The sequence below is a fragment of the Anaerobiospirillum sp. NML120511 genome (assembly GCF_023050955.1).
GTDB lineage: Bacteria > Pseudomonadota > Gammaproteobacteria > Enterobacterales > Succinivibrionaceae > Anaerobiospirillum.
This window is the reverse complement of the sequence record NZ_JALKIK010000006.1, coordinates 21230-47769: the sequence shown is the minus strand read 5'-3', so window position 1 is coordinate 47769 and position 26540 is coordinate 21230. Positions and strand designations below refer to the sequence as shown.

The 26540-nt window shown below is 51.0% G+C and carries 16 protein-coding genes; 6 read left to right on the top strand and 10 right to left on the bottom strand.

From position 1 onward, the window contains the following. Positions 1 to 340: 340 nt before the first annotated feature. Positions 341 to 1339: an aldo/keto reductase gene (locus MXE39_RS02955; protein WP_246978195.1), complete on the top strand. Its 999-nt coding sequence runs from the start codon at positions 341 to 343 to the stop codon at positions 1337 to 1339. Between the two features lie 234 nt (positions 1340 to 1573). Here the strand turns inward: MXE39_RS02955 and MXE39_RS02950 are convergent, their stop codons facing one another. Both MXE39_RS02950 and dsbB read right to left on the bottom strand, forming a co-directional pair. Then, positions 1574 to 2893: an HRDC domain-containing protein gene (locus MXE39_RS02950; RefSeq protein WP_246978194.1), complete on the bottom strand. Its 1320-nt coding sequence runs from the start codon at positions 2891 to 2893 to the stop codon at positions 1574 to 1576. 1024 nt (positions 2894 to 3917) lie between these two features. Beyond that, on the bottom strand, positions 3918 to 4463 hold the full coding sequence (gene dsbB / locus MXE39_RS02945) for a disulfide bond formation protein DsbB (protein ID WP_246978193.1): 546 nt from the start codon (positions 4461 to 4463) through the stop codon (positions 3918 to 3920). Between the two features lie 2224 nt (positions 4464 to 6687). On the opposite strand from dsbB, the gene aspA reads away from it, so the two are divergent. After that, on the top strand, positions 6688 to 8112 hold the full coding sequence (gene aspA, locus MXE39_RS02940) for an aspartate ammonia-lyase (RefSeq protein WP_246978192.1): 1425 nt from the start codon (positions 6688 to 6690) through the stop codon (positions 8110 to 8112). Positions 8113 to 8777: 665 nt separating this feature from the next. On the opposite strand, the gene MXE39_RS02935 is transcribed toward aspA, so the two are convergent. Further along, on the bottom strand, positions 8778 to 9002 hold the full coding sequence (locus tag MXE39_RS02935; RefSeq protein WP_247073765.1) for a hypothetical protein: 225 nt from the start codon (positions 9000 to 9002) through the stop codon (positions 8778 to 8780). Positions 9003 to 10031: 1029 nt separating this feature from the next. Here MXE39_RS02935 and MXE39_RS02930 point away from each other — a divergent pair. From MXE39_RS02930 to MXE39_RS02920, 3 genes are all read left to right on the top strand, one after another. Further along, the gene (locus MXE39_RS02930) at positions 10032 to 11429 is read left to right on the top strand and encodes an anaerobic C4-dicarboxylate transporter (RefSeq protein WP_246978208.1); all 1398 of its coding nucleotides are present in this window, start codon (positions 10032 to 10034) and stop codon (positions 11427 to 11429) included. Positions 11430 to 13992: 2563 nt separating this feature from the next. Next, positions 13993 to 15621 (top strand): sodium/proton antiporter NhaB, encoded by a 1629-nt coding sequence (nhaB, locus tag MXE39_RS02925; protein WP_246978191.1) that lies wholly within the window; start codon positions 13993 to 13995, stop codon positions 15619 to 15621. Positions 15622 to 16972: 1351 nt separating this feature from the next. Beyond that, complete coding sequence (locus MXE39_RS02920; protein ID WP_246978190.1) at positions 16973 to 18271, top strand: multifunctional CCA addition/repair protein; 1299 nt, start codon at positions 16973 to 16975, stop codon at positions 18269 to 18271. Positions 18272 to 18482: 211 nt separating this feature from the next. Here MXE39_RS02920 and MXE39_RS02915 read toward each other — a convergent pair whose 3' ends face one another. The 5 genes from MXE39_RS02915 to tsaD all read right to left on the bottom strand — a co-directional run bounded on the left by MXE39_RS02915 (position 18483) and on the right by tsaD (position 22494). After that, positions 18483 to 19322 carry an undecaprenyl-diphosphate phosphatase gene (locus tag MXE39_RS02915; RefSeq protein WP_246978189.1) on the bottom strand — a complete coding sequence of 280 codons (840 nt, stop codon included), beginning with the start codon at positions 19320 to 19322 and terminating at the stop codon, positions 18483 to 18485. A 320-nt stretch (positions 19323 to 19642) separates the two neighbouring features. Continuing rightward, positions 19643 to 19897, bottom strand: coding sequence for a hypothetical protein (locus MXE39_RS02910; RefSeq protein ID WP_246978188.1), 255 nt, complete (start codon positions 19895 to 19897; stop codon positions 19643 to 19645). Positions 19898 to 20390: 493 nt separating this feature from the next. Then, positions 20391 to 20939: a 2-amino-4-hydroxy-6-hydroxymethyldihydropteridine diphosphokinase gene (folK, locus tag MXE39_RS02905; RefSeq protein WP_246978187.1), complete on the bottom strand. Its 549-nt coding sequence runs from the start codon at positions 20937 to 20939 to the stop codon at positions 20391 to 20393. Positions 20940 to 20942: 3 nt separating this feature from the next. Next, on the bottom strand, positions 20943 to 21299 hold the full coding sequence (gene folB, locus MXE39_RS02900; protein ID WP_246978186.1) for a dihydroneopterin aldolase: 357 nt from the start codon (positions 21297 to 21299) through the stop codon (positions 20943 to 20945). A gap of 181 nt (positions 21300 to 21480) precedes the next feature. Beyond that, entirely contained in the window at positions 21481 to 22494 is a 1014-nt protein-coding gene (gene tsaD, locus MXE39_RS02895) for a tRNA (adenosine(37)-N6)-threonylcarbamoyltransferase complex transferase subunit TsaD (RefSeq protein ID WP_246978185.1), read from the bottom strand. Positions 22495 to 23895: 1401 nt separating this feature from the next. Between tsaD and rpsU the strand changes: the two genes are divergently transcribed. After that, the gene (gene rpsU, locus MXE39_RS02890; protein ID WP_113744729.1) at positions 23896 to 24111 is read left to right on the top strand and encodes a 30S ribosomal protein S21; all 216 of its coding nucleotides are present in this window, start codon (positions 23896 to 23898) and stop codon (positions 24109 to 24111) included. Between the two features lie 279 nt (positions 24112 to 24390). On the opposite strand, the gene MXE39_RS02885 is transcribed toward rpsU, so the two are convergent. Both MXE39_RS02885 and MXE39_RS02880 read right to left on the bottom strand, forming a co-directional pair. Next, positions 24391 to 25314 carry a flagellin gene (locus tag MXE39_RS02885; protein ID WP_246978184.1) on the bottom strand — a complete coding sequence of 308 codons (924 nt, stop codon included), beginning with the start codon at positions 25312 to 25314 and terminating at the stop codon, positions 24391 to 24393. A 235-nt stretch (positions 25315 to 25549) separates the two neighbouring features. Next, on the bottom strand, positions 25550 to 26476 hold the full coding sequence (locus MXE39_RS02880) for a flagellin (protein WP_246978183.1): 927 nt from the start codon (positions 26474 to 26476) through the stop codon (positions 25550 to 25552). Positions 26477 to 26540: the final 64 nt, after the last annotated feature.

Here is a 26540-nt window from a genome sequence, read left to right as displayed (position 1 = left end):
CTGTCACGGCGTTTAGTCCTGTCGTGCTGTCAGCCCGGCTTTGCCATGGCGTTCAGTGCTCTCACGGATGTCAGTCCAGCTTTGTCATGGCGTTCAGTGCTGTCACGGCGGTCAGCCTGCTTTGTCATGGTGTTCAGTGCTGTCACGGCGGTCAGTCCAGCTTTGTCATGGTGTTCAGTGCTGTCACGGCGGTCAGCCTGCTTTGTCGTGGCGATCATTGCTTTCATGAGGGAGGACCACTAAGGCGTGGGGGAGTATTTGCCTGAGCGGCCTGATTTGCTATTGTGTATATCTCCGGGGGCGCTGGTGCTGCCCGGGATTAGCTCAATGGAGGCTGATAATGTATCGTGCTGCCGATTCCCGTTATGAGGATATGGTATATAACCGTCTGGGCAACTCCGGCCTGAAGCTGCCTGCTGTAAGTATGGGCCTGTGGCATAACTTTGGTCATCAGAACTCTCAGGAGGACATGATCAATATCCTGTGCTACTGCTTTGACCATGGCATTACCCACTTTGATCTGGCCAACAATTACGGCCCTGAGCCAGGTGCTGCCGAGTCCAACTTTGGTTATATACTCAACCGCTGTTTCCGTCCTTACCGTGATGAACTCATCATATCCACCAAGGCCGGCTTTGACATGTGGGATGGTCCTTATGGCGACTGGGGATCACGCAAGTATCTGCTGGCATCTCTTGATCAGAGCCTTAAGAGAATGGATATTGAGTATGTGGATATCTTCTACCATCACCGCATGGATCCTGAGACTGACCTTGAGGAGACCATGAGTGCCCTTGCCTCTGCTGTCCATCAGGGCAAGGCTCTGTATGCCGGACTTTCCAATTACGACGGCCCGACTCTGGAGCGTGCCACCGCCATACTGCGTGAACTGCATACTCCTTTTGTCATCAACCAGAACCGCTATAGCATCCTTGATCGCACCATTGAGCGCAATGGCCTCAAGGAAAAGGCCGCAGAGCTCAAAAAGGGCATTATTGCCTTTTCCCCTCTGGCTCAGGGCCTGCTCTCCGATCGTTATCTCAATGGCATCACTGCTGACAGCCGTGTACTGCACGATGGCCGCTTCCTCAAGGAAAGCGATGTCAAAGAGCACCATGATGTCATTGTTAAGCTCAACAACATAGCAAGAGAGCGTGGTCAGTCACTTGCTCAGATGGCTCTGTCCTGGGTACTGCGTGATGGCATCGTAGCTTCAGTTCTGGTAGGGGTCTCCAGGGTCTCTCAGATTGAGGACAATCTCAAGGCCATGAGCAATACTTCATTTACTGATGAAGAGCTTCGTGCCATTGATGAGGCCTGCGGCTCCTTTATCAGCTAAGCAGGAATTAGCCAGCTGCGCCGCTGTGCGCCAGTGAACTCTACGCCAGTGAACTCTACGCCACTGCAGCACCCCGATAAGGCAGTGCAGGCCTGCCATGCAGCATCGCCACATGCGCTTGAGCTCCAGCAGCCCCATATGCACTGGAGCTGAACCTGATGATCGGGCCTTACTGCCCTGATATAAATAATAAAGGCCTGTATTAACAGGCCTTTATTATTGGTGATTATGAGGTCAAGGGGTGCTGCTTTGAGTGCGGCTCTTAATATCAGAGGAGTCACCCTGGTCAGCTGCCTCTGCAGCGTCGGCATTGTAGGTGCTGTCGCTCATCTGGTTTAGCTTGAGGTAGTTGGAGACAAAGTCAGGTGATGGCAGTTCGCTCAGAGCGTCGCTGTCAGCACTGTGCGACATGGGCTCAAGAGGAACATCCAGAGGACCTAACAGATCAAGGCGCCAGGAGGTCTGCAGCAGGGGAGTCTGTCCCAGAGCCTTGGCACGGAAGTAGTCATTGAGCAGCTGTTTTTTAAGCAGTACCTGAGGGCAGATATTGCTGTTCTCAAGCTTCTTGCTGATAGCCCTCTTGAGAGCCTCGAAATTCTCCTGCATGCTGCGCTGATGGGAGAAGTAGTCATAAGGAATGGTCAGATCAGGGTACATAGGAGCCTGACGGGCCTGAGCAATCCATTTGACAATGATATCGCCAAACTGCCTGATGGTGCCATGCTTGACGCCACGGTGCTCCAGTTCTTTTTTGGAACGTGGCATGTAGCGGGCCAGCTGCCACATGGACTTGGAGGTAATGATGCGGTTTAATGCCTGGTTTTCACTACGGGCCAGCTCCATGCGCTCACGGGCCAGGTAATGCAGAACGTTGAGTTCCTTTTCATTGAGCAGACCGGCGGCAGGGATGGCCAGATAGGCATTATCCTCATCGACATCACTGATATAACGGGAGCGAATATAGTTCATCTCCTCAATGAAGTAACCGAAATTACGTTCAGAGATGATTTCCCTGATTTTGTGGAACAGGGGCTCCAGATACTCAACATCAAGGGCTGAATAGTTGAGCTGCTCAGTGGTCAGAGGACGGTGAGTCCAGTTGGAGCGGGTGCAGTCCTTGGCAAGGGTAATACCAAGAAATTCCTGCAGGGCAAAGTTAAGACCACGTCCATAGCTGTGGCCGCAAAAAGCCAGCATCAGCTGCAGGTCGTAAATACGCTCAGGGAGAATCTGGTCGCAGTTGATACGGCGGGCCTCATGGGCAAGAAGCTCAATATCCTCAGAGCAGGCAAAGGCCAGCACAATGGCTCTGGTATGACACAGAGCTTCAATCAGGGGCTGAACCTGACCTTCAAGCATCCATACATCTACCAGATAGTTGCAGTCATGAATGGCCAGCTGCAGTAAAGAGAAGTCAGGATAGTAGCAGGTGACGCGCATGAACTCGGTGTCAAGACCAATAAGGTCATTCTCACCCAGCGATTCAATCAGATTGCAAAGCGTTCTGACACCTGCTGGTGAGTCAATAAACTCGTAGTAGACATCGTCGTCCATAATTTAAATCTCCTGCATTATGGGTTTCAGCCTCATTCTGTGCTGATAACTCTCAGATTATCCTGCTGGCAACGGGACGTGCCCGTGCTGCCCAATGCATTCTGGTAATGTGCCCGGTTCCAAACCATGGCGTAAGAATGGTCAGAGAACCAGGGACCTCAGTCTGACAGGTAACCTTAAGTGAGTTATCTGGTAAGAATGTCCCCATGACAGCTTACAGTAGCTTCTACCGGTATCTGCATGTGCAAAGCATGTTAGCACACGCACAGCTATTAGGCGATCGCCCGGGGCTTTGGACGTGAAAATTTACCGCTGTGAAAATCGATGATCGGGATGCAACAGGTATCCGAGCGCAGGGGCTTGAGTTCAGACTGTCCATGGTTGTTACGCATACAGCCAGAGCACTGGCTGCCACAGCGCAGCCTGCCTCCGCCAGGTGGGCTGCGGTTTGCCACGAGGGTTGCCTGCGGTGCAGCACGAGGGTGGATTGCGGTGCAGCACGATGGTTGCCTGCGCTTCATCAGAGTCCCTGTATTTAAGCTCTACTGCAGGCCTCAAAGAGGCTGACATTGAAAGGCTTGAGGTGCGGCGGTGCATTCATTCATGCAGCTGATGCAGCTGTCGTGCAGCAGGTAATGCAAATGGCTGCAAAGGTCTGAGGGCAGAGCTGCGATAAGATGTTGAGAGCTCAGATAACTGTCTATGGAGAGATAGCCAGGGGCAGGGATGCCGCCCATGTTCAGAAAAGTACAATGCTGAGTCTTTAAGCAGTTATCACTTTGAGAAGGTGGGACACGCAGATAAAAACCATGTCTGGCCACAGTGGTTCGGGAAAAGCGCATTTTTATGGCTGTGTTGCACACTGATGTTATGACTGACAAAAACACAGAAAGTTCAGTCAATTATGCCGGGGGCAGGCTAAGATGCAAAGGCGTGGCGGGAGATGTGGCTGGACCGGCCATGAAAACAAAACCCCGCCATATGGCGGGGCTGTTAGTGACAGGACAAGGCGCTGACTCTGGTCTTAGATATAGAAATCGACGTAGTCGTTGCGCTTTCTCTTTAAAAACTCGCTGACCAGGAAAATGCTTGATACCAGCAGGCCGCAGGAGAATGAGGCCAGAATCCACTCAGGCATGGTAAAGCCCAGCAGGCTCCAGTCCAGAGGCTCGCAGGATGCTGTAGGTGAGAACATCCATGGCAGCCACTGATCAAGAGGCATAAATGAAGGGAAAGATGGCTTGAGCTTGCAGACTGCTCCAAAGCCGCTCTGATAAACGGAGGTCATATGGTCAAAGGCCACGATGACACCACCGGCGCTGCCCGTCAGAAAGGTCAGATTTGCAATGTTGCGGAACAGGAAGTTGGTTGGACGTAAAAAGCCAATCAGTCCTGCAGCAATAAAGGAAAGATAGAAGGCACGCTCATAGACACAGTTAACGCATGGAGGCAGGCGCAGGTAGTACTGGAAATATAAGCCGGCACTTTCCAGAATCACACCCAGAAGCAACAGTAATATCCAGGTAATGCGATGGCGCACGAGCGATTGAACAAGATGAAAGAATCCCATATCAAGCCACATCCTGTATCCAGAGAGAATTAATAGGCGCAGAGGCTGCCTGTCATGTAATGTACTTTAAATTGTCAGTAAATAAAAGACCTGTACTGGCGCGGTAACTAATTATCACAAGCTCGATAGCGGGCAGCGCAGCTTAAGATTGTGTGCCTTTAATCAGCAAAAGCGCGGATGCAACAAAGGTAAATCTTATCAGGCATGCAGTCCGCAGTACCAGCGTGCCAAATTATGCCCCTGGATCCAGGGGGTAATATTCTGACTGACTGTCTGCTCATCACTGCGCTCCTGGCTTTTCATAGAACCATGACAGGTACATGGCATAACTCAGCTCATCTAAGATGCTGTAAGTGGCTTTTGCAACTGGAACAATACAGCTTCACATTGCTGGCGTATGACTGCCAGGATGCTGTACACGGCTCAGCCGGAGTACAGTGCAGTAGCAGCAGGTAAGTAAAGGTTTGATGAGAGCCGGAGGTCTGCTTCTTATATCTTTACTGTTATGGGGAATAGCTATGTAACCTGCCCTTTAAGAGCAGTCTGAGCTGGTTGAGCGGCTGGTGCAGATGCGGACAGGACAAGTAAGAATGAGGTCTCAATGAGCGGGCGCTGTGCCGTGACGCAGTGAGCCTGTGACTGACAAATTGAGCGAGCGCTGTGCCGTGACGCAGTGAGCCTGTGACTGACATATTGAGCGGGCTCAACCATTGGTCTGCAGTGTCTGCAGGCGGCTTTTGTGTGGTGGTTTCACCTCCCAGCTGCAGGTTCAGCTGCGCAGAGGGGACTTTTGGAGTGAATGCCTGGTTGAGGCGCAGTTAAGTGAAAGTTGAGTGAACGTTGAGTGATCGTTGAGTGAGCGTTGAGCGGGGCGGCAGATGGTGCAAATTAGAGCGGGCGCTGTTGAGTGAAAACCTGGATTGTGGGTTCGAAGGGAGGTGTTTGATAGCAGATCCGGGGAAGAGATGATACCGGGAACATAACCGTCAATATGGCCGGATTTTCGATTGGTGCACGGAAAATTGTGGGTGAAAACTGCCTGTTTATCATGATTTATGTTGCGAAAAAGGCACGCACAGTGCACGTAAGGTGTTACAGTAAAATTTGCAAAAAATGTGCATGCGGCCTTTTCAGCTTGTATGACAGATGTAAAAAGCCTTTTATATCAGCTTTCTATGTGTTTTGCACTGTTATGGTGCTGTGTTTTTGACACCTTACAGTGTGATGGATATCAATTTTGCAAGGCTGTTTAACCAGCTGCAATGGACATTTTCATGCAGGGCCTGCAAAGCTCCGTAAACGTTTCAAATTTCAAGAAAATCCAGTATCTACTGGGTTTTTAAAGGATAAGGGGTATAGGTTGCACGTACGGTATATGTGTTGTTGTGGTACAGATCGTCTGTGTTGGGCTTATTGCAGGGAGGGGCAGTGACAGTTAAGTGAATGCGCCAAAATGGAGCAAAAGCGATAAACAGGCGATCCCTTATGGTGAGTCAGGGGTGAGTTTTGTTGCAGGCATAATTGTCAGTCGTTATCAAGGAAAAAGTGATTTTTACACCAGTTTTGCTGTGAATTTGTGGGCTATATCTCATTTTTAAGGGTGATAATTCGCTGTGTTTCACAATTTTGGGCAATTTTGGGAAAATAAATCTGCAAACTGATTAACATGTACTTACGCTTTCACTCAATTTTTGTTGAGTGATCGTCAATCGGAAATGACAGTGTCAGGTGACAGTTCAGTCTCTGATGTTGCGCCACCAGAAAGCTCCTTTACAGGACCTGGATGGACAGGCTGCAGCCACCACAGGATTTCCGCAAGTCATCAGGGCTGTTGCCATATCAGAATACCTGAGCTGCATTTCTATATATCTCCTCTGGTACTGATCGTCAGCGGTGATACGGCATATACATAATGCCTCAAACTACCACTGCGGCAGTCTGTGTGATTAGTTAAAGTTTATATAGCCGTCTGAGCAGGCTTGTACATATTACAGAGCTCCTGCTCTGTAAGATTCAGACAGCTGTTATCTGTCTGCCGTACCCTGCACTGAGGTCCTGACGCTTTCGGCAAGTTCCTTTTCATGAACCTGACGGGATGGATCAGAAAGCAGGGCTGAACCTGTCGCTATCAGTGATTGCCATTTATTTTCTTTGTTGGAGGCAATGACAGGGGCAGGGCAGACAGAGTTTTTTTGTTAGCTGAGATTGTTTTGGAGGTTTTTCCATGCGCAAAGAACACGATTTCATCGGTGAACTGGAAATTGCAGATGACGTTTACTATGGTGTTCAGACTTTCCGCGCCAAGCAGAACTTTGACATTACCGACGAGCATTTAAAGGACTATCCAGCCTTTATTTACGGTTATGCCAAGGTTAAGAAGGCCTGTGCCCTCACCAATCACGAGTTAAGCCTCCTCGATAAGGAAAAGTGCGACTTCATCTGTAAAGCCTGTGATGAGATCCTCACCGGCAAGTACAACGACCAGTTTGTGGTAGATATGCTCCAGGGTGGCGCCGGTACTTCTACCAACATGAACTCCAATGAAGTCATTGCCAACATCGGTCTGACTCTGATGGGCCACAAGAAGGGCGAGTACGAGTTCCTTCACCCAAATGACCATGTCAACCTTTCTCAGTCAACCAATGACTCTTACCCAACTGCTCTGAAGATCGCCATCTACGATTACATTGAGCAGCTCTTTGAAGGCATCAAGGTATTACGCGACTCCTTCTCCCGTAAGGCTGAGGAGTTCAAGGACGTCATCAAGATGGGCCGTACCCAGCTGCAGGACGCCGTACCAATGACCGTAGGTCAGGAATTCCACGCTTTCGTAACCATGCTCGATGAGGACCTCTCCCGTCTTGAGGAAGCCCGTCAGCTGATGCTGGAAGTCAACCTCGGTGGTACTGCTATCGGCACCGGTATTAATGCTCACCCTGATTTCTCACGTCTGGTAGTTAAGCATTTATCCGAGATCACCGGCGACAAGTTTGTTTCTTCCTGTGACCTCGTTGCTGCTACCCCTGACTGCTCAGGCTATGTTCAGGTAATGGGCGTGTTAAAGCGTATGGCCATCAAGCTGTCCAAGACCTGTAACGATCTGCGCTTATTAGGTTCCGGCCCACGCTGCGGTCTTAACGAAATCAACCTGCCTAAGATGCAGCCAGGCTCTTCCATTATGCCAGGCAAGGTCAACCCGGTTATTCCTGAGGTTGTAAACCAGGTCTGCTATCACGTAATCGGCGCTGACGTAGCCGTAAGCTTTGCCTCTGAGGCCGGCCAGCTCCAGCTCAACGTAATGGAGCCAGCTATCGCCTACGAGATCTTCAAGTCCATCAAGATGCTCGACCGTGCCTGCCGTACTCTGGCCACCAAGTGCGTTGACGGTATCACCACCAATGACAAGGTATGTCTGGACTTCGTAATGAACTCCATTGGTATCGTTACCGCTCTGAACCCATACATTGGCTATGAGAACTCCGCCTCCATCGCCAAGGAAGCCCTTGAGACCGGCAAGCGTGTCCGCGACATTGCTCTGGAGCGTGGCCTGTTAAGCGCTGAGCAGCTCGATGAGCTCTTAAGCCCTAAGAACATGTTACAGCCTGAGCTGTCCGCCGAGTCACGTGCCCACTTCGCCAAGAAGGAGTAAGGCTCTTTCAGCTGGCAAGGCAGATGCGTGAGCAAAGGCCTTTCCATAACAGCAGCGGTAACCGGGCAACGCGCCGCACCGCTGCCCTGGACCTGACATCAGGTCCAGCACTGCATAAGACATAAAATGCTTTATATGCAGTTTTATATACTGTCAGCATGCCTGACAGTGGCAGAACCGCAGACCGGATGTCTGCAGGCTGCCCCCTGAATAACACCGGTGACACGGGCGCGTCTGTCGGCAGCACGGATCCGGAAGTCAGGGATGTTCTTTTGTGCAGTCATGCGTGCCTGAGGCCGCTGCTGCTTACTGATGGCCGCTAAGACGGCCATCCCGATTTCTCATCCGGATTATTTCCGAAATATAACAGACCTGCAAGGCCATATGGTTTAAACAGGTCGCAAGACCGGACCACTGAGGTCTGTAACGGAGCGCAGTAACAGGTAAGACTCCAGGGGCAGATTTCATTATCCGGCAAGGCAGGAGAGCATGAGCAGCCCTTGCTGACATCTCTCCATACAGGAAAAAGAGGTGATTGTCCTTAAATCTGCACAGGCTGTCCTGTCAGGACTGAGCCTGCAGCGCAGAAAGGAAAAGAGCAGGTCAGGATCAGGGCCACGGACTTAAAGTCCGTAAGAGCAAAAGGCCGCCTGGGCAGCTCAGTTTCACCGGATTTTCCAGGGTATCCTCCCTGATGCAGGATAAACATCACCCCACCAGGGGACATCAACAGACAGCACTTTAACCGGTGCTGAAAATTCCAACAAAGAAAAGCCAGGGCAGGAGTGATTTTTTGCTCTTGCCTTTTTAGCCATTGATGGTTCTTTGAGGGAAAGGTTTGAACGACCTGCTATGCAGGTTGCAGCAAACCACAGCCATACCTGTGCCATAAGCTATGTGCCACGCAACAATCCAGGCTGTCAAAATTGATGTTCACAGAGGGTGTTCTTTATTGTCATCACAGCCGCCACCTCCGGGAGGTTGAGCCGAAGCTTTGATGAACCATGCTGCTCAGACCCAAGTTGAGCTGGAGTATCCAGCCAGCCAGAATTCCAGATGCAGGTATATCCTGCAGTCATATGCAGGCTGCTGCAAACGAATGCAGCCGCAACCAGATGTGGCGCAGGCACAACCAGATGTGGCGCAGCCACAACCCAAAGCGCCGCAGATGTACAGCCGCACCCCACAGCGGTGCAGCTGTGCAGCCGCAAGCTAATGTACAAAGGGACTGCCCTTGCAGACAGAGTCTGCTCTTGCAGATATTTACTAAGGAGCGCAGCACGGGCTGCGTAATACAGGTTTAAGCCAGCTGTTTCCCCAAGCTCAGGGACAGCAGGCTGCTGACCGGACCAGCTGATACTCAGCTGTTTCACATGCCAGCTGTACGCTGTCAGGGCCGTCAGCATAGTCAAAGACCATATGAGCGCAGGTAAATTCCTGCTGCGCTGGTCACTTTGACGCAGGGCGCATCAGTTTGCCGGCCCCGGCTGGCAGTGGTGGAATCAACCTTCCAGCCGGGCAGGGATATTTGCTGTTCCTGAGGGGCTGATGCAGGGAGCTGTGAAGCTGACTGTTTTTAGATGGCAGTGAGCTCCCATTGTTGAGCCTTTATAAATAAGAGCTGTTTTTCTTTGTTGCCGATATTAAATCCATTGCAGTCTGATTTTCTGCCGCAACTGATATCACTGTCCGCCAGTCATCCATGACAGATGAACGCTGGTCATTCACCTCAACTGAACGTGCCACCGGCACAGTAAAGCTTCCTGTTTTCAAGTATCTCCGGTCAGGCTGTTTTTCAGCATCTTTGACCGCAGTGTCTTGAGTGCAGTTGCTTTGATGAGATGAAAGGCGTGATAGCACTGCGGTCCGGATCAAATCAGGCTGGCCACGCAAGTGGCTAAGGAGAATCTATGGATCTGTTGCTTATTCTGCGCCTGCTGGTGCTCTTTGGCGTTATCTTCATGGGTATTCGCCTGGGCGGTATGGCCATTGGCTATACAGGTGGTCTTGGTGTCATCATTCTCACCGTATTCCTGGGAATGAATGCCGGTGCCATCCCTACCGACGTTATTCTCATCATTATGTCAGTTATTGCTGCCATTACCGCTCTGCAGAAGGCAGGCGGCCTTGATTACATGGTACGCATCGCTGAAAGGATTCTGAGAAACAATCCAAAATACATTAACTTCCTTGCGCCTACAGTTACCTACGTGCTGACCATTCTGGCCGGTACCGGTCACACTGCCTTTGCCATGATTCCTGTAATCGTGGAAGTTGCCAAGGAGCAGGACATCAAGCCTGCCGGTCCTTTATCAATTGCCGTAGTATCAGGCCAGGTAGCCATTACTGCTTCCCCTGTATCTGCTGCCGTAGTTTACATGACCGGTGTACTCGAGCCATATGGCTGGTCCTACCCTGCCTTATTACTGGTATGGCTGGTTACCACCTACGCAGGCTGTATGATTGCTGCTTTCATCATGTCCACCTTCTTTAACAAGGGCAAGCTCTCTGATGACCCTGTCTACCGTGATCGTGTAGAGGCTGGTCTGACTGCCCCTGTTGGTGCCAGGGAGCGTTCAGAGCTGCCTGAGACCGCCAAGAGTGCCGTGATGATCTTCTTAACCGGCGTGCTCTTTGTAGTTCTGTATGCCACCTTAATCTCTGACGTTATCCGTGTACCATTTACTCAGTACCTCCAGGCTAACATAGCAGATGGCGGCAGCATCATCTCCTCAGCACTGCTGGCTGTTTTAGAGCCATTAAAGCTTGCCCGTGACGGCGCCATCATGTCCTTCATGCTGCTGATTGCCACTTTCATTGTTATGAAGTGCAAGCTCAACACCGGTGAACTGGCTGATACCCCAACTTTCAAGTCAGGTATGACTGCCTGTATCTGTGTGCTGGGTGTAGCATGGCTGGGTAACACTTTCGTTGCCGGTTACAGCGATCAGATCCAGGCCTTCTCCAAGGACATCATCTCCGTCTACCCAGGCGTTCTGTCCATCGTGCTGTTCTTCATCTCAGCACTGTTATACTCACAGGCTGCTACAGCCAAGGCTCTGATTCCAGTAGTTATCGTAGCTCTGGGTATTGATGCCGCTCCAGATCAGGCCTACATTCTGGTTGCTTCCTTCGCTGCTGTTTCCGGTCTGTTCATTCTGCCAACCTACCCAACCTTACTGGGTGCTGTACAGATGGACGACACCGGCTCAACCCGCATCGGCAAGTACATCTTCAACCACTCCATGTTATTGCCTTGCATACTTAGTATCTTCATCTCTGTAGCTCTGGGCTTCGTGATTGCTCCAATCTTCTAAGCCTGAGCTCTGGAGTTCAAGTCCGGCGCGGTCAGTCAGCCATTGCAGACCTGACCGCAGCCAGGATGGATACTCACCGGGCCAGCCCGCATCAGCGGGCACCATAAAGACAAATCGCAGGAAGCCGCGCTCAGGCGCAGCAACCTGCGATTTTTCGTTTCAGCCCTGTAACCCGTCATCTGATGCCCACAATTTTGAGCACTCAGACCTCAAAGGCGCCACCCGATGGCACGCTGGCGCGCACCTGACTGAGGCGCGTCATAAGTTGCCCCCTCAATGCACTCCAGCCAGAGGTGCCAACCGTCGGCCATCAATGCACACCAGCCAGAGGGGCCAACCGGCGGCCATCAATGCACTACAGCCAGAGGGGCCAACCGGCGGCCCGCAGGCGCACCGGCCTGATGTGCGCTATCCGGATGGACATGGATAAATGCGAGCTGAAAATATCATATGGTACTGCGAAGGCCGTGCACCTGGGACCGGCCATGGGCGCATAGCATTACTCCATACGTGGGTAGCTGAGATTGCTGCAGTCGCCTAAGAGGAAAAGCTCAATTTGCATGCTCCTGCAAATCCAGCAGTTACAGTAGCCAGCGGAGCCATGAAATGTCATGTCCTGTCCTGTCATGTCATGTCCTGTCTGTGCGTTATGACTGTGGGCTCTGTCAGGAATACCGGCTTCGTTAGAGGAGCTGGTGGTCAGAACAGCTAAGTCGCCAGGTCTTCAGATGGCTTTATAGCTATATTTAGGGGTTTTGAGGTGGTTTTGGAGCACTTTTGGGCCTGAAAGTGGTGATTGGAATCAATTTTTGAGTGTTTTTGCGTTACTTTTGGCGCAAAAACAGTGCGCCATTTCGGCTCTTGTGTTATTTTATCGTGCGTTGAGCGGCACAGGGCCGTCTCTTGCAGGTGAAAGTCATGCTGCCCCGGACGAAAAACAGGGTACGGCAGGGCTTTTATCGCCTTTTGTTCCTGCAGCGTTTTTGTGTGCTGCAGGGAGCAGGCACATGCTGCACATGCTTATGCACGCAAAGTCACAAAGATGTGTATTAATAAGTCATTGTGTGCCTTATTGCAGCTTCTGACACGCAGACAGCCGTCTGCGTACTGTCCTGTCTGGTCTTTTCTGGTGAAAATCCAGGATTTTTGTGACCGTACAGGACCGTAAGGCTGTTTTTTTTGCAGTCTTTTGCCAGGAACTTGCAATACATCACAGCGTGAAAAAAAGCCACGCATATAATGAATTTCAGGTAACGATAATTTTCCGTGCAGAACTGTACGCTATTTATTAAAGGTGGCTTATAAATTCTGGGCGGCTAATTAATATGCGCTTATCTTAACGTTACCTTTTGGGATTATTGTCCTGACTCCCCTGACAACCTGTTCCGGGCTGTGCCCTGCAAAGGGCACGGCCTGCAAATGCGTCCAGTGCATACGTAATCTTCAGGTGCTCCATGCAGTTTCCAGTATGGCTGACATGTCACAGCAGCTGAACTTTCAGCAGCAGGCTGCAGTGCCATGATTACGGATGCATTTGATGCCACGCAACCAGGGACTGTTGCCAGGTGGAGTCAGTAACATGACCTGAACCATGGGGACTGTGAGCTGCTTTCAGGCAGCCACAGAGCAGCTGTCTTTCATTGAGAATGTCCGGCCCCATGTCAGGTCAGCCCTGGCTGAGCGGTATTAGCCGCATAAGTGCTCCTGGTATGGCGCAGCCATGTACAGGGCAAAATCTTATCCCCGTGTTGCACGGGGCTGAGTCAGCCCGACTCCTTGCATTTCCCATTAAAGGAGTCGTCAGGGCCGGAACTGAGCGGTGCCATGCCGCAGCTTCCAGCAATCAGGCCAGACAAAAGGATAATGCTCGCTTTTCCGAACTGATACCTCAGGAGAGCACCAGAGACGATTTGACTGCCGGTGAATGCCGGCTGAATATCAGGTCAGCCCGGCTCCAGGTCGGGCACCTGAATATGGCAGGACAAGCCCGGATACATGCAGATAAGCCCGGATGTGGCTGGACTTGACCGGCCTCAGGCCGGGTGACCCATGCTGTATGCCGGGGATGCCGGATCTGTCTTGATGTCAGCAGTAACAGTCTGCTGCAACCCCGCCTTAATCTTTATCTGTCTGTCCCCAAAGCAGTTGAGAAGCATCGTGGCGCTGCCCGGGCTGCCTGTGAACCTTTCACTGTGCAGCAGTCTCATGCTTTTATCTCATGCTTATTGCACAGTTAAATGCTGTGAGGCTGCAGGTTGTCTCTCTGCTTGCCAGCTTATGCCGATCTGTATCTGTTTTTGCAAGGCAGGCCGTTTGTCATGGAGCAATCTGATGGCCGGGGCGCGTGCCCCCGGGCATTAATGGAGATGGCCGTGCCGGTGGTTGTGGTCAGGGCCGTTGTTTGGGTGTTTTAGCTCTGCACTTTTCACATGCTTGCAGTTATGTGTGTCTTATCCTGAAGTGGCCTGCGCTGCAGGTAACAGCAGGATCTGACTGGCAAGTAAAAAGTGCCGGGCGGGGGCCGCAAGGTTCCGTGGTTTGGTTATTTAAACGAGTGGATGCTATGCCGCAAATTACTTACAGTAAGGCTTTTGCCCTTAACTTTATGGGCACCGCACCAGGCTGGTATAAGATATTTATTGTTGCCTGTCTTATCATCAACCCTGTTCTGGCCATGATCTCTCCGGTACTTGCCGGCTGGGTTCTGGTTGCTGAGTTCATTTTCACCCTGGCGATGGCGCTTAACTGCTATCCGCTCATTCCAGGTGGCTTCCTTGCCATTGAAGCTGCAGCCATTGGCCTGTGCGACATGGAAAACGTGCGCCATGAAATCAGTGCCAACCTTGAAGTAATTCTGCTGCTGATGTTCATGGTGGCAGGTATTCACTTCGTACGTGACGTGCTGCTTTTCACCTTCACCAAGCTCATGGTAAAGGTACGCTCTCACGTATCACTGGCCATGATTTTCTCCTTCCTTGGAGCTTTCCTGTCAGCCTTCCTTGATGCTCTGACTGTGCTGGCCGTTATTATCACCATCAGCATGGGCGTATACCGTTACTACCATGATCTGGTTTCAGGTGATGCCGCCACTGCCCGTCTTGGCAATGACAACTACGTCAAGGATGAGTACAAGGCCGACCTCGAGCAGTTCCGTGCTTTCCTGCGTTCTATCCTCATGCACGCAGCTGTTGGTACCGCTATCGGTGGTGTATGTACCATTGTAGGTGAGCCTCAGAACATCATTATCGGTAACATTGCCAACTGGCAGTTCGTTGAATTTGCCGTACGTGTATCTCCTGTTTCCCTGCCTGTAGTTATCTTCGGCTTTGCCACCTGCTTTGTTCTTGAGAAGACCAGGATCTTTGGCTTTGGTGTTGCCATGCCGGAGTCCGTACACAAGATGCTCGTTGAGCAGGATCAGCACGCCTCCGAGAACTTAAGCCGTCGTGACCGCATCCGTCTTATCATCCAGCTGCTGTGCTGCATCTGGCTGGTAATCGGTCTTGCTCTGCACCTTGCTGCCGTAGGCTTAATCGGTCTGTCAATTATCGTTCTGGCCACCGGCTTATGCGGTGTTACCTCTGAAGAAGAAATCGGCAAGTCCTTCACTGAGTCTCTGCCATTCTGCGCCCTGTTATGCGTATTCTTCACCGTAGTTACCGTAATCTCCCAGCAGGAGCTCTTCAAGCCATTAATCAACTGGGTACTGTCCACTGATCCATCAGTACAGCTGCCTATTTTCTATATTGCCAATGGTATTCTTTCTGCTGTTTCTGACAACGTATTCGTTGCTACCATCTACATCCAGGAAGTTTACGCTGCCATGTTAAACGGCGTTATTACCGGTGAGCACTTCGATCACCTGGCCATCGCCATTAATGCCGGTACCAACCTGCCATCCGTTGCCACCCCTAACGGTCAGGCTGCATTCCTGTTTTTATTAACCTCCGCTCTGGCTCCGCTTATCCGTCTGAACTATGTACGTATGATGTGGATGGCTCTGCCATATACCATTGTTCTGACTATTGTTGGCTTAATCGGCACCTGGTTCATCCTTCCTGAAATGACTCAGGTTATGATCGATTCCGGTCTCATAGTATCTGGCGATATTCATCACGCTCACGAAATGGGCTCAGCCTTAAAGCAAGGCGCTGAGGGGGCAGCCCCGGCTCTTCCTGTCATGGGCCACTAAGCCGAAGCTCAGTTAATCAGTCACCACGCCCGCCAGTCAGCCGCCTCTTCAGGGCAGCATGACTGGCTATCCCCGCCGGGCAGAACCAGCATAACTATGCTCGTTCCTGCCTGGCAAGGGACCGACCATATGGCTGACTGTAAATACTCTGGCACCTCAGGTGCCCGCCAACAGCGTTTCCTGGCAACGGGAAGCGCTGTTGTGCTTTAAGAGCTCCACAAAACAAACCGACCGGCACCGCCCCTCCTGTTCTCAGGACCGGTCCGCCCTGTCTTGCTGACCGGCCTGCCTGCCACAGCAAGTCCAGCCTGTCCGGCCGGCAGCCAACCTGGTTTGTCCGTACAGAAGCTAATCCAGCCTGTCCGGCCAGCAGCCACTCAGGCTTGCCAGCACAGCAGCTAATCCAGCCTGTCCGGCCAGCAGCCAATCGGGCTTGTCCGTACAGCAGCTAATCCAGCCAGTCCGGCCAGCAGCCAACCTGGTTTGTCCGTACAGCAGCTAATCCAGCCTGTCCGGCCAGCAGCCAGTCGGGCTTGTCCTGCCAGCTGTCAATCCAGCCTGTATGGCCAGCATCCGGATCCTGGCCAGCTGCTCAATAGCAGTATCGTACTGTGGCTCCAGTCAGAGTTATGATTGATCATGATTCAGGTATTATCTGTACAGGTCAGACTTTCTGCCCGCTCCTTCAGACCGGTCACCTCGCTGTTCTTTAAGGATTTGGCTTTGGCTCTGGCACAAGTACTGGCTGTGATTAGCATGAGTGAGTGGGACAGGGGGCGATACTGTGCACCACATTAGTCCATATACTGTGCTGTAGCTGATGATAATAGTGGTCATATGGCCTAAACAGTCAGTGCGCTGCATAGCATGCAGGTGCCTGAAAAACGTTCTTTGGGTATAATCAAACCATCATTAATGTGTTGTTTGTGTCCCGGTCCTTTGCCATTGAACAAGGGGATACCGGAGACAGTGTGTAATTTAAGCTTTTCTGGCAGTTCCGGTTGCATGCCTGACTGTCTTTTCTTTCCTTGCCTTACATGGCTCTTGTCTTTACGGCTTTATGAAGTCAGCGCAGAGCAGCAGATCAGGCTGCGCCGAGCAGCTGCGGCAGCATCAGCACCTGCAGCTGGCCTGGCAGCTGCCTGATCAGGCAGCCTGTCAGCTGATGCTTCAGCAATTTGTCCTGCTTTCGGATATGTAACAGCCATATCGTGCTTTTATGTGCCGGTTACTTGCAGACGGTGTTGCCAAGGTGGCGTACTGATGCTGATGGGCCCGGGGGATTATGGAAAGAGAGGGCCGTGAGGCATGCCAGGAGTGGCCGGCGAGGCTGTGAGCAGGAGAGGGCACAATGCAAATTTATCTGGTAGGCGGTGCCGTACGTGACAGGCTGCTGGGAATTGAGGGTGCTGATCGTGACTATGTGGTTACCGGTGCCTCAGTAGAGCAGATGCTCGAGCTTGGTTATCACCAGGTGGGCAATGACTTCCCCGTTTTTTTACACCCTGAGACCAAAGAAGAATATGCTCTGGCCCGTACTGAGCGTAAAAATGGTCAGGGCTACAAGGGCTTTTCCTTTACTTTCTCACCTGAGACTACTCTTGAGGAAGATCTGATTCGCCGTGATCTGACTATCAATGCCATTGCCGAGGACAAGGATGGCAATCTTATTGATCCTTACCATGGTGTTGAGGATCTCAAGAACAAGATTCTGCGCCATATTTCACCGGCTTTTATTGAAGATCCGCTGCGTGTGCTGCGCGTAGCCCGTTTTGCTGCCCGCTTTCATTCTCTGGGCTTTCGTATTGCCGAAGAAACACTGGAGATGATGCGCCGTATCTCTGAATCTGGTGAGCTTAAGACTCTGACTCCGGAGCGTGTCTGGATTGAGCTGCAAAAGTCACTGCAGACTCCAAATCCTGAGGTCTTTATCTACATTCTCCACTGCACCGGAGCCCTGGGTGAGGTGCTTCCTGAGGTGGAAAAACTCTCAGGCGTGCCTGGTCCAAAGCGCTGGCATCCTGAGATTGATACTCTGGTACACACCACCATGACCGTGCACCGTGTGGCAAGGGAGACCGATGACCCGGTAGCACGCTTTGCCATGCTCTGTCATGACCTCGGCAAGGGCCTTACCCCTCCAGAGTGCTGGCCTCATCACAAGGATCACAACATCCATGGCTTAAAGCCTCTTGAGGAGCTGTGCCATCGTCTTAAGGTGCCTAATGAGTACCATGACTTTGCCCGCATCGTGGTCTACTACCACTCTTTCATCCATCACCTCTACCGTGAAGGTCCTGAGGGCGTAGTAAGTCTGCTCGATCATCTCGACGCATGGCGCCGTCCTGAGCGCATTCACCCATGGATTGTGTGTTGCAAATGCGACTTCCTGGGCCGTAAGGACTTTGAGGGCCGTACCTTTGAACGTGCTGAGTACCTGGCTCGCATGTTTGAAATCTGCCGTGAGGTTACTGCAGCTCATTTCGTTGAGCAGGGGCTGCGTGGTGCTGAGATTGGCAAGGCCATTCACCGCCGCCGTGTTGAGCTGGTTGCCGAGTTCATGAAGACCATGCCAGAGGGCGAGCTTAACGACCACAACTATCTGCCAACCAATGACTGCGATCACGACAAGTTCCACACCCGCGACTGATGCCAGGCTGCGTCGCGCTGCAGCGCAATGCCGCAGCGCGGCTGGCGGCAGCGCGGTTGGCGGCAGCCCCCTGGCGCCGACAGGCGATAAGGGGCTGCAGGCTTTGTGGAACCCATAATGCAACAGGGCTCCTGAACATGAAGTTCAGGAGCCCTGATTTTTCTGCAGGGGCAGCTTCAAGATAATGCTGCCCCTGGTGGTGGCTCAGTGCTTATACGCAGAAGTAGAGCAGAGCAGCACCGAGCAGGATACGGTAGATAACAAATACTGCCATGCCGGACTTGGAAATGAAGCGCATGAACAGGGAGATAACAATCAGGCTGGAGATAAAGGAAAGAACAGCGCCTATGAGCATCTCCATTGGGTTGGCTCCCACTGTTTCATTATTGATGAGCTTGATGCCTTCGTAAAGTGCTGAAGCCAGAATGATAGGGATGGAGAGCAGGAAGCTGAAACGGGCAGCAGCCTCAGGACGAAGACCAAGGAACAGACCTGCAGTCAGGGTAATACCTGAGCGTGAGGTACCTGGGATAATGGCAATGGCCTGAGCAAAGCCAATGATAACAGCCTGTCCAAGGGTAAGGTGACGCAGAGTATCTGGGCGCTCAGTTTCCATATTGGCAAGAGTACGGCTGTTGAACTTGCGATTGACGTATGAGGCCACACCAAGAAGCAGACCAAAACCGATGGTGGTGTAGGCAATTACATGAATGGAGCGGGCTACTGTTCCAATGAACTCCTCCAGCATCAGGCCAGCCAAAGCTGCCGGAATGGTAGCAATGACAATGAACCAGCCTACACGGCTGTAAGGGGTATGGCGGCGCTTTACAATGGACTCGAGGGTATGAGTAAAGATCTGGGAAAGGTCGGAGATGTAGTAAATGATTACAGCCATCAGCGTACCAAGGTGAACGGCAACGTCAAAAGCAAGTCCCTGGTCTTCCCAGCCCAGAATCTGACTTGGGAAAATGAGGTGGGCACTGGATGAAACAGGAAGGAACTCGGTAAGTCCCTGCAGCAAAGCAAGGACGACAATATGGGTAATAGGCACTTACTTACATCCTATAAATGGTGTGCTGACTGAACTGTCTCTCAGCTGTGTTTCCAGCAAAGAACTCACAAGCATGTTTTCTGTATTCCGTGCCATGGCACGGTTGTATGAAATGACTGTGCAAAGGAACGACAGATATGGCGTAGATGCGTCCATAAAGGGCAGCCTCGCAGGCGGCACATATGGACAGTACTGTCAGGAAAGAAACTGCCACAGGCGCTGCCGCGCACGGTCTTAGAGAGAGAAATTATTCCCCTGTATGGGAACAGGGAAAGGATAATAGCTCATTTTAGACTGCCATGGTGACGAAATGTTCTCATTTACCCAGCAATGACACACAAAAGGTCAAAATGCATATACCTCATCATGACGCTTAGCTGCTGCTCCAAAACCTGCATATCAACAGACACTCCCATGCTCACTACACCCAATGGACTTTGCAAAGACATAAACTCACTGAGTTCTAAGCTGCGGACAAAACGCAGTTGAGCAGCACAGGCCCGATCCTCATAAACAGCCAGCATCAAACAACCCACGGCACCAGAACCAGCATAAACAGCCTGCGGCACCAGCACCAGCAGGGCTCCTGCAGCCGCCTTGCTCCTGACGCAGCGATTTCATGCCACAGCGGCTCCTGCCACAGCGAGGTCCTGGCGAAGTATGCTCCTTTCCAGGGCACTGTTCAGAGGGCAAAACATGTATGGCAGGGTCATGCGGCGCCATCTGAATGCAGATCAGCTTGACCAGTGCGGTGAGCTTTGGCAGGCTGAAAAGATCATGCCCGCAGCTGCCAGGTCTGGCTGTTTCAGGACAGCTGTAACCATGACAGTGCGGGCATGTGGAAATAGAGAAACCAGATTTTGGGAATCATCAGTCAACACTGATGTTACTGCCTGCATAAAGCTGGCAGCATCCTTATGTGTTCTGATGATAGCGGTGGAAAAACCTTAATCCTGTCGGACCTTGTGAGGTCCGAATTTGCTCTGATCTGCGCGGGCTGCGTCAGTCAGAGCCCTGATCTGCCATGCTTGTAAGTGCATGCTGTACAGCAGATCAGCAGGTGGCATTTCAGGCTCTTCCACCCTCCTTCCAGTCAGGGGCAGGGCGGTTGAAGTCAAACTCAACACGCTTTACCTGGCGATTTTCAGGAATGTGAGGAGCCATCTGCTCGTATATTTCGCTTACCTGCATACCAAGAATAGGGTGACGCAGATCAGGGGCAATATCATTTAAAGGAGTGGTGACGAAAGGATAGTCCTGAATGTCATGACGTGGAATCTTGCAAGGCTCAGTAGCAACCTCTTCGCCATAGACCAGAATATCAATGTCGATTCGGTGCTTGAGGCCGAAGTTGGTTGAGTTGTGCATCATCAGCTCGCTGCCGGCATCACCCTCAATAGCCTGAATGGCTTCATAGAGCTCAACAAAGCCAAGCTCAGTCTTGCCGCCTACTACAAGATTGAGATAGTCAGGCTCAGCTTCGCGTACTGGCTTGGACTCGTAAACTGGTGAAACCTTGAAGTCGCTGAACAGAGGCTCGAGCCTCTTGATGGCAAATAAGATGGCATTATCGCGGTTCAGATTGGATCCTATGCCTAAATAAACCTGAGTGCCCATGCATTAGTCCTCGTTATTTCTGGTTATCTCTACACCAACGCCCTGGGTATTAACCACGGCGCGGGTTTTAATAATGGATAGTGTCACAGCTTGTGGCTTGAAAGTTTTAAGTATGTACTGACAGACTTCCTCAGCAAGAGTTTCTATCAGCTCAGCCTTGCGCTCTCTGATGAAAGTGGTGACCCTGGAGCATACCTCTGCATAGTTTATGGAGAGTGATAAATCACCGCTCCTGGCACATCCCTGCAGGGGTAAAAACAGGGTTATGTCGAGCTTGAGAGGTTGCTCAAATTCGCGCTCATGAGGCAAGATGCCAATGATGGCGTTGACCTCAAGGCCTTGAATTAAAATCTTGTCCATATTCATATTCCGCACTGCCCTACACCTTCAGCGTGCTAAGCAGCACTCAAAATTCCTTACCGCACCGGCACAGCCGGAAGTACCGGGAGTCATCAATCAAATGACCAGATAATCTGTCACGAATGCTGACGCATGAGCCAGATCAGCTCAGGTCATGATGGTGAATCAGCAACAACTGTCATTAAAGCGGTGGCAGTGATGAAATGTGCCAGCGTGGGAAGACATTGACTCCCAGGTCAGCGGTAACGCCAGCCTTGAAGCGCAGCATGCCGGCCAGGGCAATCATTGCGCCGTTATCGGTGCAGAACTCTCTGCGGGCAAAGAACACTTTGCCTTTACGCTTTTCCATAAGAGCTGTAAGAGAGTTTCTTATGGTGCTGTTGGCGCTGACACCGCCAGCAACTACCAGAGTATTCATCTGAGCCTGATCAAGAGCACGCTGACACTTGTGTACCAGGGTATCGGCTACGGCATCTTCAAAGCAGCGGGCAATGCTTGCCTTGTCATGTTCAATGTCAGTGCTCTTATGCACGGCATTGAGTACTGAGGTCTTGAGACCTGCAAAGGAGAAATCGCAGTTTGGCCTGTCAATCATAGGGCGAGGAAACTTATAGGCCTTGCTGTCGCCATCACGTGCCAGAGCCTCAAGCTTTGGTCCGCCTGGATATGGCAGTCCCAGCAGCTTGGCTGTCTTGTCAAAAGCCTCACCGGCGGCGTCGTCAACTGATTCACCAAGAATTTCATATGAGCCCGGAGCTGACACGCGGATCAGCATGGTGTGACCTCCTGATACCAGCAGAGCGACAAAAGGAAAGGACGGGGCCTCATCTTCAAGCATGGGGGCCAGCAGATGTCCTTCCATATGATGAACTGGTACAGCTGGAATATTCAGGGCAAAGGCAAGAGATCGTGCTTCCATGGCACCAACCAGCAGGGCACCGATAAGACCTGGGCCTGCTGTGTAGGCAATGGCATCGAGATCCTTTAAAGTTACGCCGGCCTGCCCGGTAACGGAGCGAATAAGAGGTACTACACGCTTTACATGGTCACGTCCTGCAAGCTCAGGCACTACACCGCCATACTGAGCGTGGATAGGTATCTGGGTATGGATGGCGTGGGCCAGCAGGCCTCTCTTGTCATCATAAACAGCAACACCTGTTTCATCACAGGAGCTTTCAATACCCAGTACCAGCATGGTTAACCTCAAAATACAGAAAAACAGCGTATCTGCAGGAACTATGACTCAGTCCCAAAGAAAAAAGCCCATACCTGTCCATTCCGGGGCTGTCCTTGCCGGAATCAAAAGCAGTACTCGTCCGTGCCATATGACACAGCCATAACCGGGATAAACAGGGGCATAATCAGCATCATTCCAGGCTTCTAATCACCACAGGGCAGCAGCCTTGCTCATAATGCACAGCATGTGCTCATAGCGCAAAGCTCTCGCTCAAAGTGCACAGCATTTGCTCATAACGCAGAGCTTTGGTTCATAGTGAACAGCACTTGCACCAATTACAGCAGTACCTGCTCAATTAGCAGCAACATCTGCAGTGGCAGGCCAGAACTAGCCTTAAAGACATAAGTTAAGTCACCACAACCGGCAAAAAAACAGAGATCATAGGGCCTGCAAAAAGGCATCTATGGACTCATGCCGGAAATGACGGAGGATGCATTAAAAAACTGCAGCCAAACATAGTAATAATACCATCACTGCCCGATAAAATCACCGCCCAGACAGCCCTCACATTATTTTGAACGGCGGTTATAATTCCCACAGCTGCGCGCCTGCGCAAACAGGACAGTGACCGTTGCTACTGCTTTGCATACACCCTGAATGCAGACATTGCGAAACAGGCTGCAAAAAATGCCCGGCCCGTCCCCTCAGGAATCCAGCGAAAACTGCCACACTCACCCCACTGTCCACTGCGATAAGGCTCAGACTAACAGCTGCCATTCGGCCTCTTTCATCCCGACAAGGGACAATGCACCCATTTAGCCGGCTGTAACTGTCATTATCTGTAAGGCATGTAAACTTGACTGCCTGATACAAGGAACAGGCTCTCAGAAGTAGGGGCGGCGGGAAAAATAACATTATTTATTGCGGCGGGATTTGCCAGGTTGTACCAGGTTGCTTTGACGGGTCATACAGCATACATGCCTGCAGTTCCAGCCAGCAGGCTATCCAGCGTACATGCCAACAGTTCCAGCCAGCAGGCCATCGAGCATAACTTCACAGAAGGCCCAGCCAGAAGGCCGCCAGGCTGAATAATGGATCAGTGAAAGAGTGGGAATTATTCACCAGCTGTGCTCACCGGCGGCATGGTTAAACAAGCACAGGTAATGCGTAGACGAAGGTCGTTTACATGCTGTTTTGCCACAGATTTGAATGCTACAGGACCGGACATGCACAATCGAGGCACAAAATCCTTATTTATCTGAGGTTCAGGGGCAAAAATCACTTTACATTGACCGGCTAAACAAGTAGAATAACCCGAATTTTTCGATCTCCAGTATCTCAATTGGTTGATTCTGGTAATCTTTCAGACCCATGGTGGGTCAAATTTTAACTTTACTTTTAAGGAAGGTGGTTTTACACATGCCAGTCATCAGAGTACGTGAGAATGAGCCGTTCGATGTTGCCTTAAGACGCTTCAAGCGTTCTTGCGAAAAGGCAGGTATCCTCGCAGACGTTAGAGCTCGTGAGTTCTATGAGAAGCCAACTACTGTACGTAAGCGTGCCAAGGCTTCTGCTATCAAGCGTCACGCCAAGAAGATGGCCCGCGAGAATGCACGTCGTACCAGACTCTACTAATCGCGCTGTCATTCAGACTGAGCTGTGTTAGACAAGTCTGCCCCGCCTGATGTCAGGCAGCAGACTGGCCTAAAAGCTACAAGAGAAGCGGAACCCGGGGTTACCTCAGGTTCCGCTTCCTTGTTTCTGGTCCGGGCAAAGACAACCAAGTCACGCCACAGGCACAGTATTAAGATAAGGCGCAGCCGGGGCCCCCTGGCTGCGCCTTATTGCATTAAAAAGGCGGGAAACCCGCCTTAATACAGAAAAGAAAAGAGATATAGAAACAAGAAAGAACTGTTAACCGCCGAGCAGGTTCAGCGCAATGGTAGGACGCTGGTTAGCCTGAGCAAGCACAGTCTGAGATGCCTGCTGAATAATGTTGTTCTGGGTAAGCGAAGCAGTCTCAGAGGCAAAATCTGTGTCTCTTATGCGGCTACGGGCATCAGACTGATTCTCTGAAATGTTTGCCTGGTTTCGAATGGTGCTTTCCATACGATTTTGGATTGCGCCCAGGTTAGCTCGATGAGAGTCGATGTTCTGAATGAGCTTGTCGATATTAGCTAATGTTGCGGTAGCAATGGCAGCTGTTGACACAGAGAATCGTACTGGACCATTAGCAGTCATAATGACGCCAGACTTGGAATAGTCATTCTTAGTTGTTTGAACCTTTACTCCGGCTCCGCTGGCAATTGCACACAGGGTAAAGCCCTGAGATAAAGTAAGACCAAGAGTATTGCCGGCATTGGCGCCAACCTGGAAAGTAAGCAACTTATTTTTTGCCGGGATCAGGCCCTTACCTGCGCCATCAAGTACCTGCTCACCACCAAAGGTGGTTTGTCTGGCAATACGTGAGATTTCTGCAGATAACTGAGTTACTTCTTCCTGAATAGCCTTACGGTCAGCCTCAGAGTTAGTGCCGTTTGCAGACTGAACAGCAAGCACACGAATGCGTTGGAGCATGTTGGTGGTTTCGTCCATGGCTCCTTCAATGGTCTGGGCCAGAGCGATACCGTCATTGGTGTTGCGGTTACCCTGATTTAAACCATTAATCTGCGATGTCAGTCGATCGGCGATCTGTAAACCGGCAGCGTCATCCTTTGCGGAGTTGATGCGCAGGCCGGAAGAGAGGCGCTGATATGAGACATTCAGGCTTAAGGTAGCATTACTGAGCTTTCTCTGGGCATTAATTGAGCTGACATTCGTGTTAACGTACAAAGCCATAAGTACATCTCCTTACTGGACGTAAGAAATTGAGTGTGAACCGTCCAATACAAACAACTACGGCCTGTAACCATCTGATGTCAGTATGCAGACCTGAGATAATTCTTATAATAATTTATAGAGCAAGGGATATGCCAGGCAATATGTAACAATTCAGTCACATTAACAGTTTTAGAAATTAAAAAGGCAGGGATTAACCCTGCCTTAATTAGGAAAAAATAGAGTAGAAACTGAATTAACCGCCAAGCAGGCTCAGAGCGATGGTAGGACGCTGGTTAGCCTGGGCCAGCACTGACTGAGATGCCTGCTGGATAATATTGTTCTGAGTAAGCGCTGCAGTCTCAGAGGCGAAGTCTGTGTCTCTTATGCGGCTACGGGCATCAGACTGATTCTCGGAGATATTTGCCTGGTTGCGGATAGTGCTCTCCATTCTATTTTGTAAAGCACCAAGGTTTGCGCGGTGTGAATCGATGTTCTGAATCAGCTTGTCAATATTTGCAAGAGTACCGGTAGCAGTAGCAGCTGTTGATACAGAGAATCTTACAGGTGTACCTGTACCTGTCATTACAATGCCAGTCTTAGAGAAGTCAGTCTTATTTTTCTGAACATCAACGTTTGCACCGCCAGCTATAGCGCTCAGAGTGAAGCCCTGAGATAAGGTCATACCAAGGGTATTGCCAGCATTTGCACCTACCTGGAAAGTAAGGAGTTTGCCTGCTGCCGGAATAAGACCCTTACCAGCGCCATCAAGTACCTGCTCACCAGCAAAGGTGGTCTGTCTTGCAATACGGGAAATTTCAGCAGATAGCTGGGTAACCTCTTCCTGAATAGCCTTACGGTCAGCTTCAGAATTAGTGCCGTTGGCGGCCTGAACAGCCAGCACGCGGATGCGCTGGAGCATGTTGGTGGTTTCGTCCATGGCACCTTCAATGGTCTGGGCGAGGGCAATACCATCATTGGTGTTACGGTTACCCTGATTTAAACCATTGATCTGTGAGGTCAGTCGGTCTGCAATCTGTAAACCTGCGGCGTCGTCCTTGGCTGAGTTAATACGCAGGCCAGAGGAGAGGCGCTGATATGATACATTCAGGTTTAAGGTAGCATTGCTCAGCTTTCTTTGAGCATTGATGGAACTGACGTTCGTGTTAACGTACAAAGCCATAAGTATCTCTCCTTATCGGACGTAATATTTTGAGTGTGACCCGTCCAAGATGAACAACTACGGC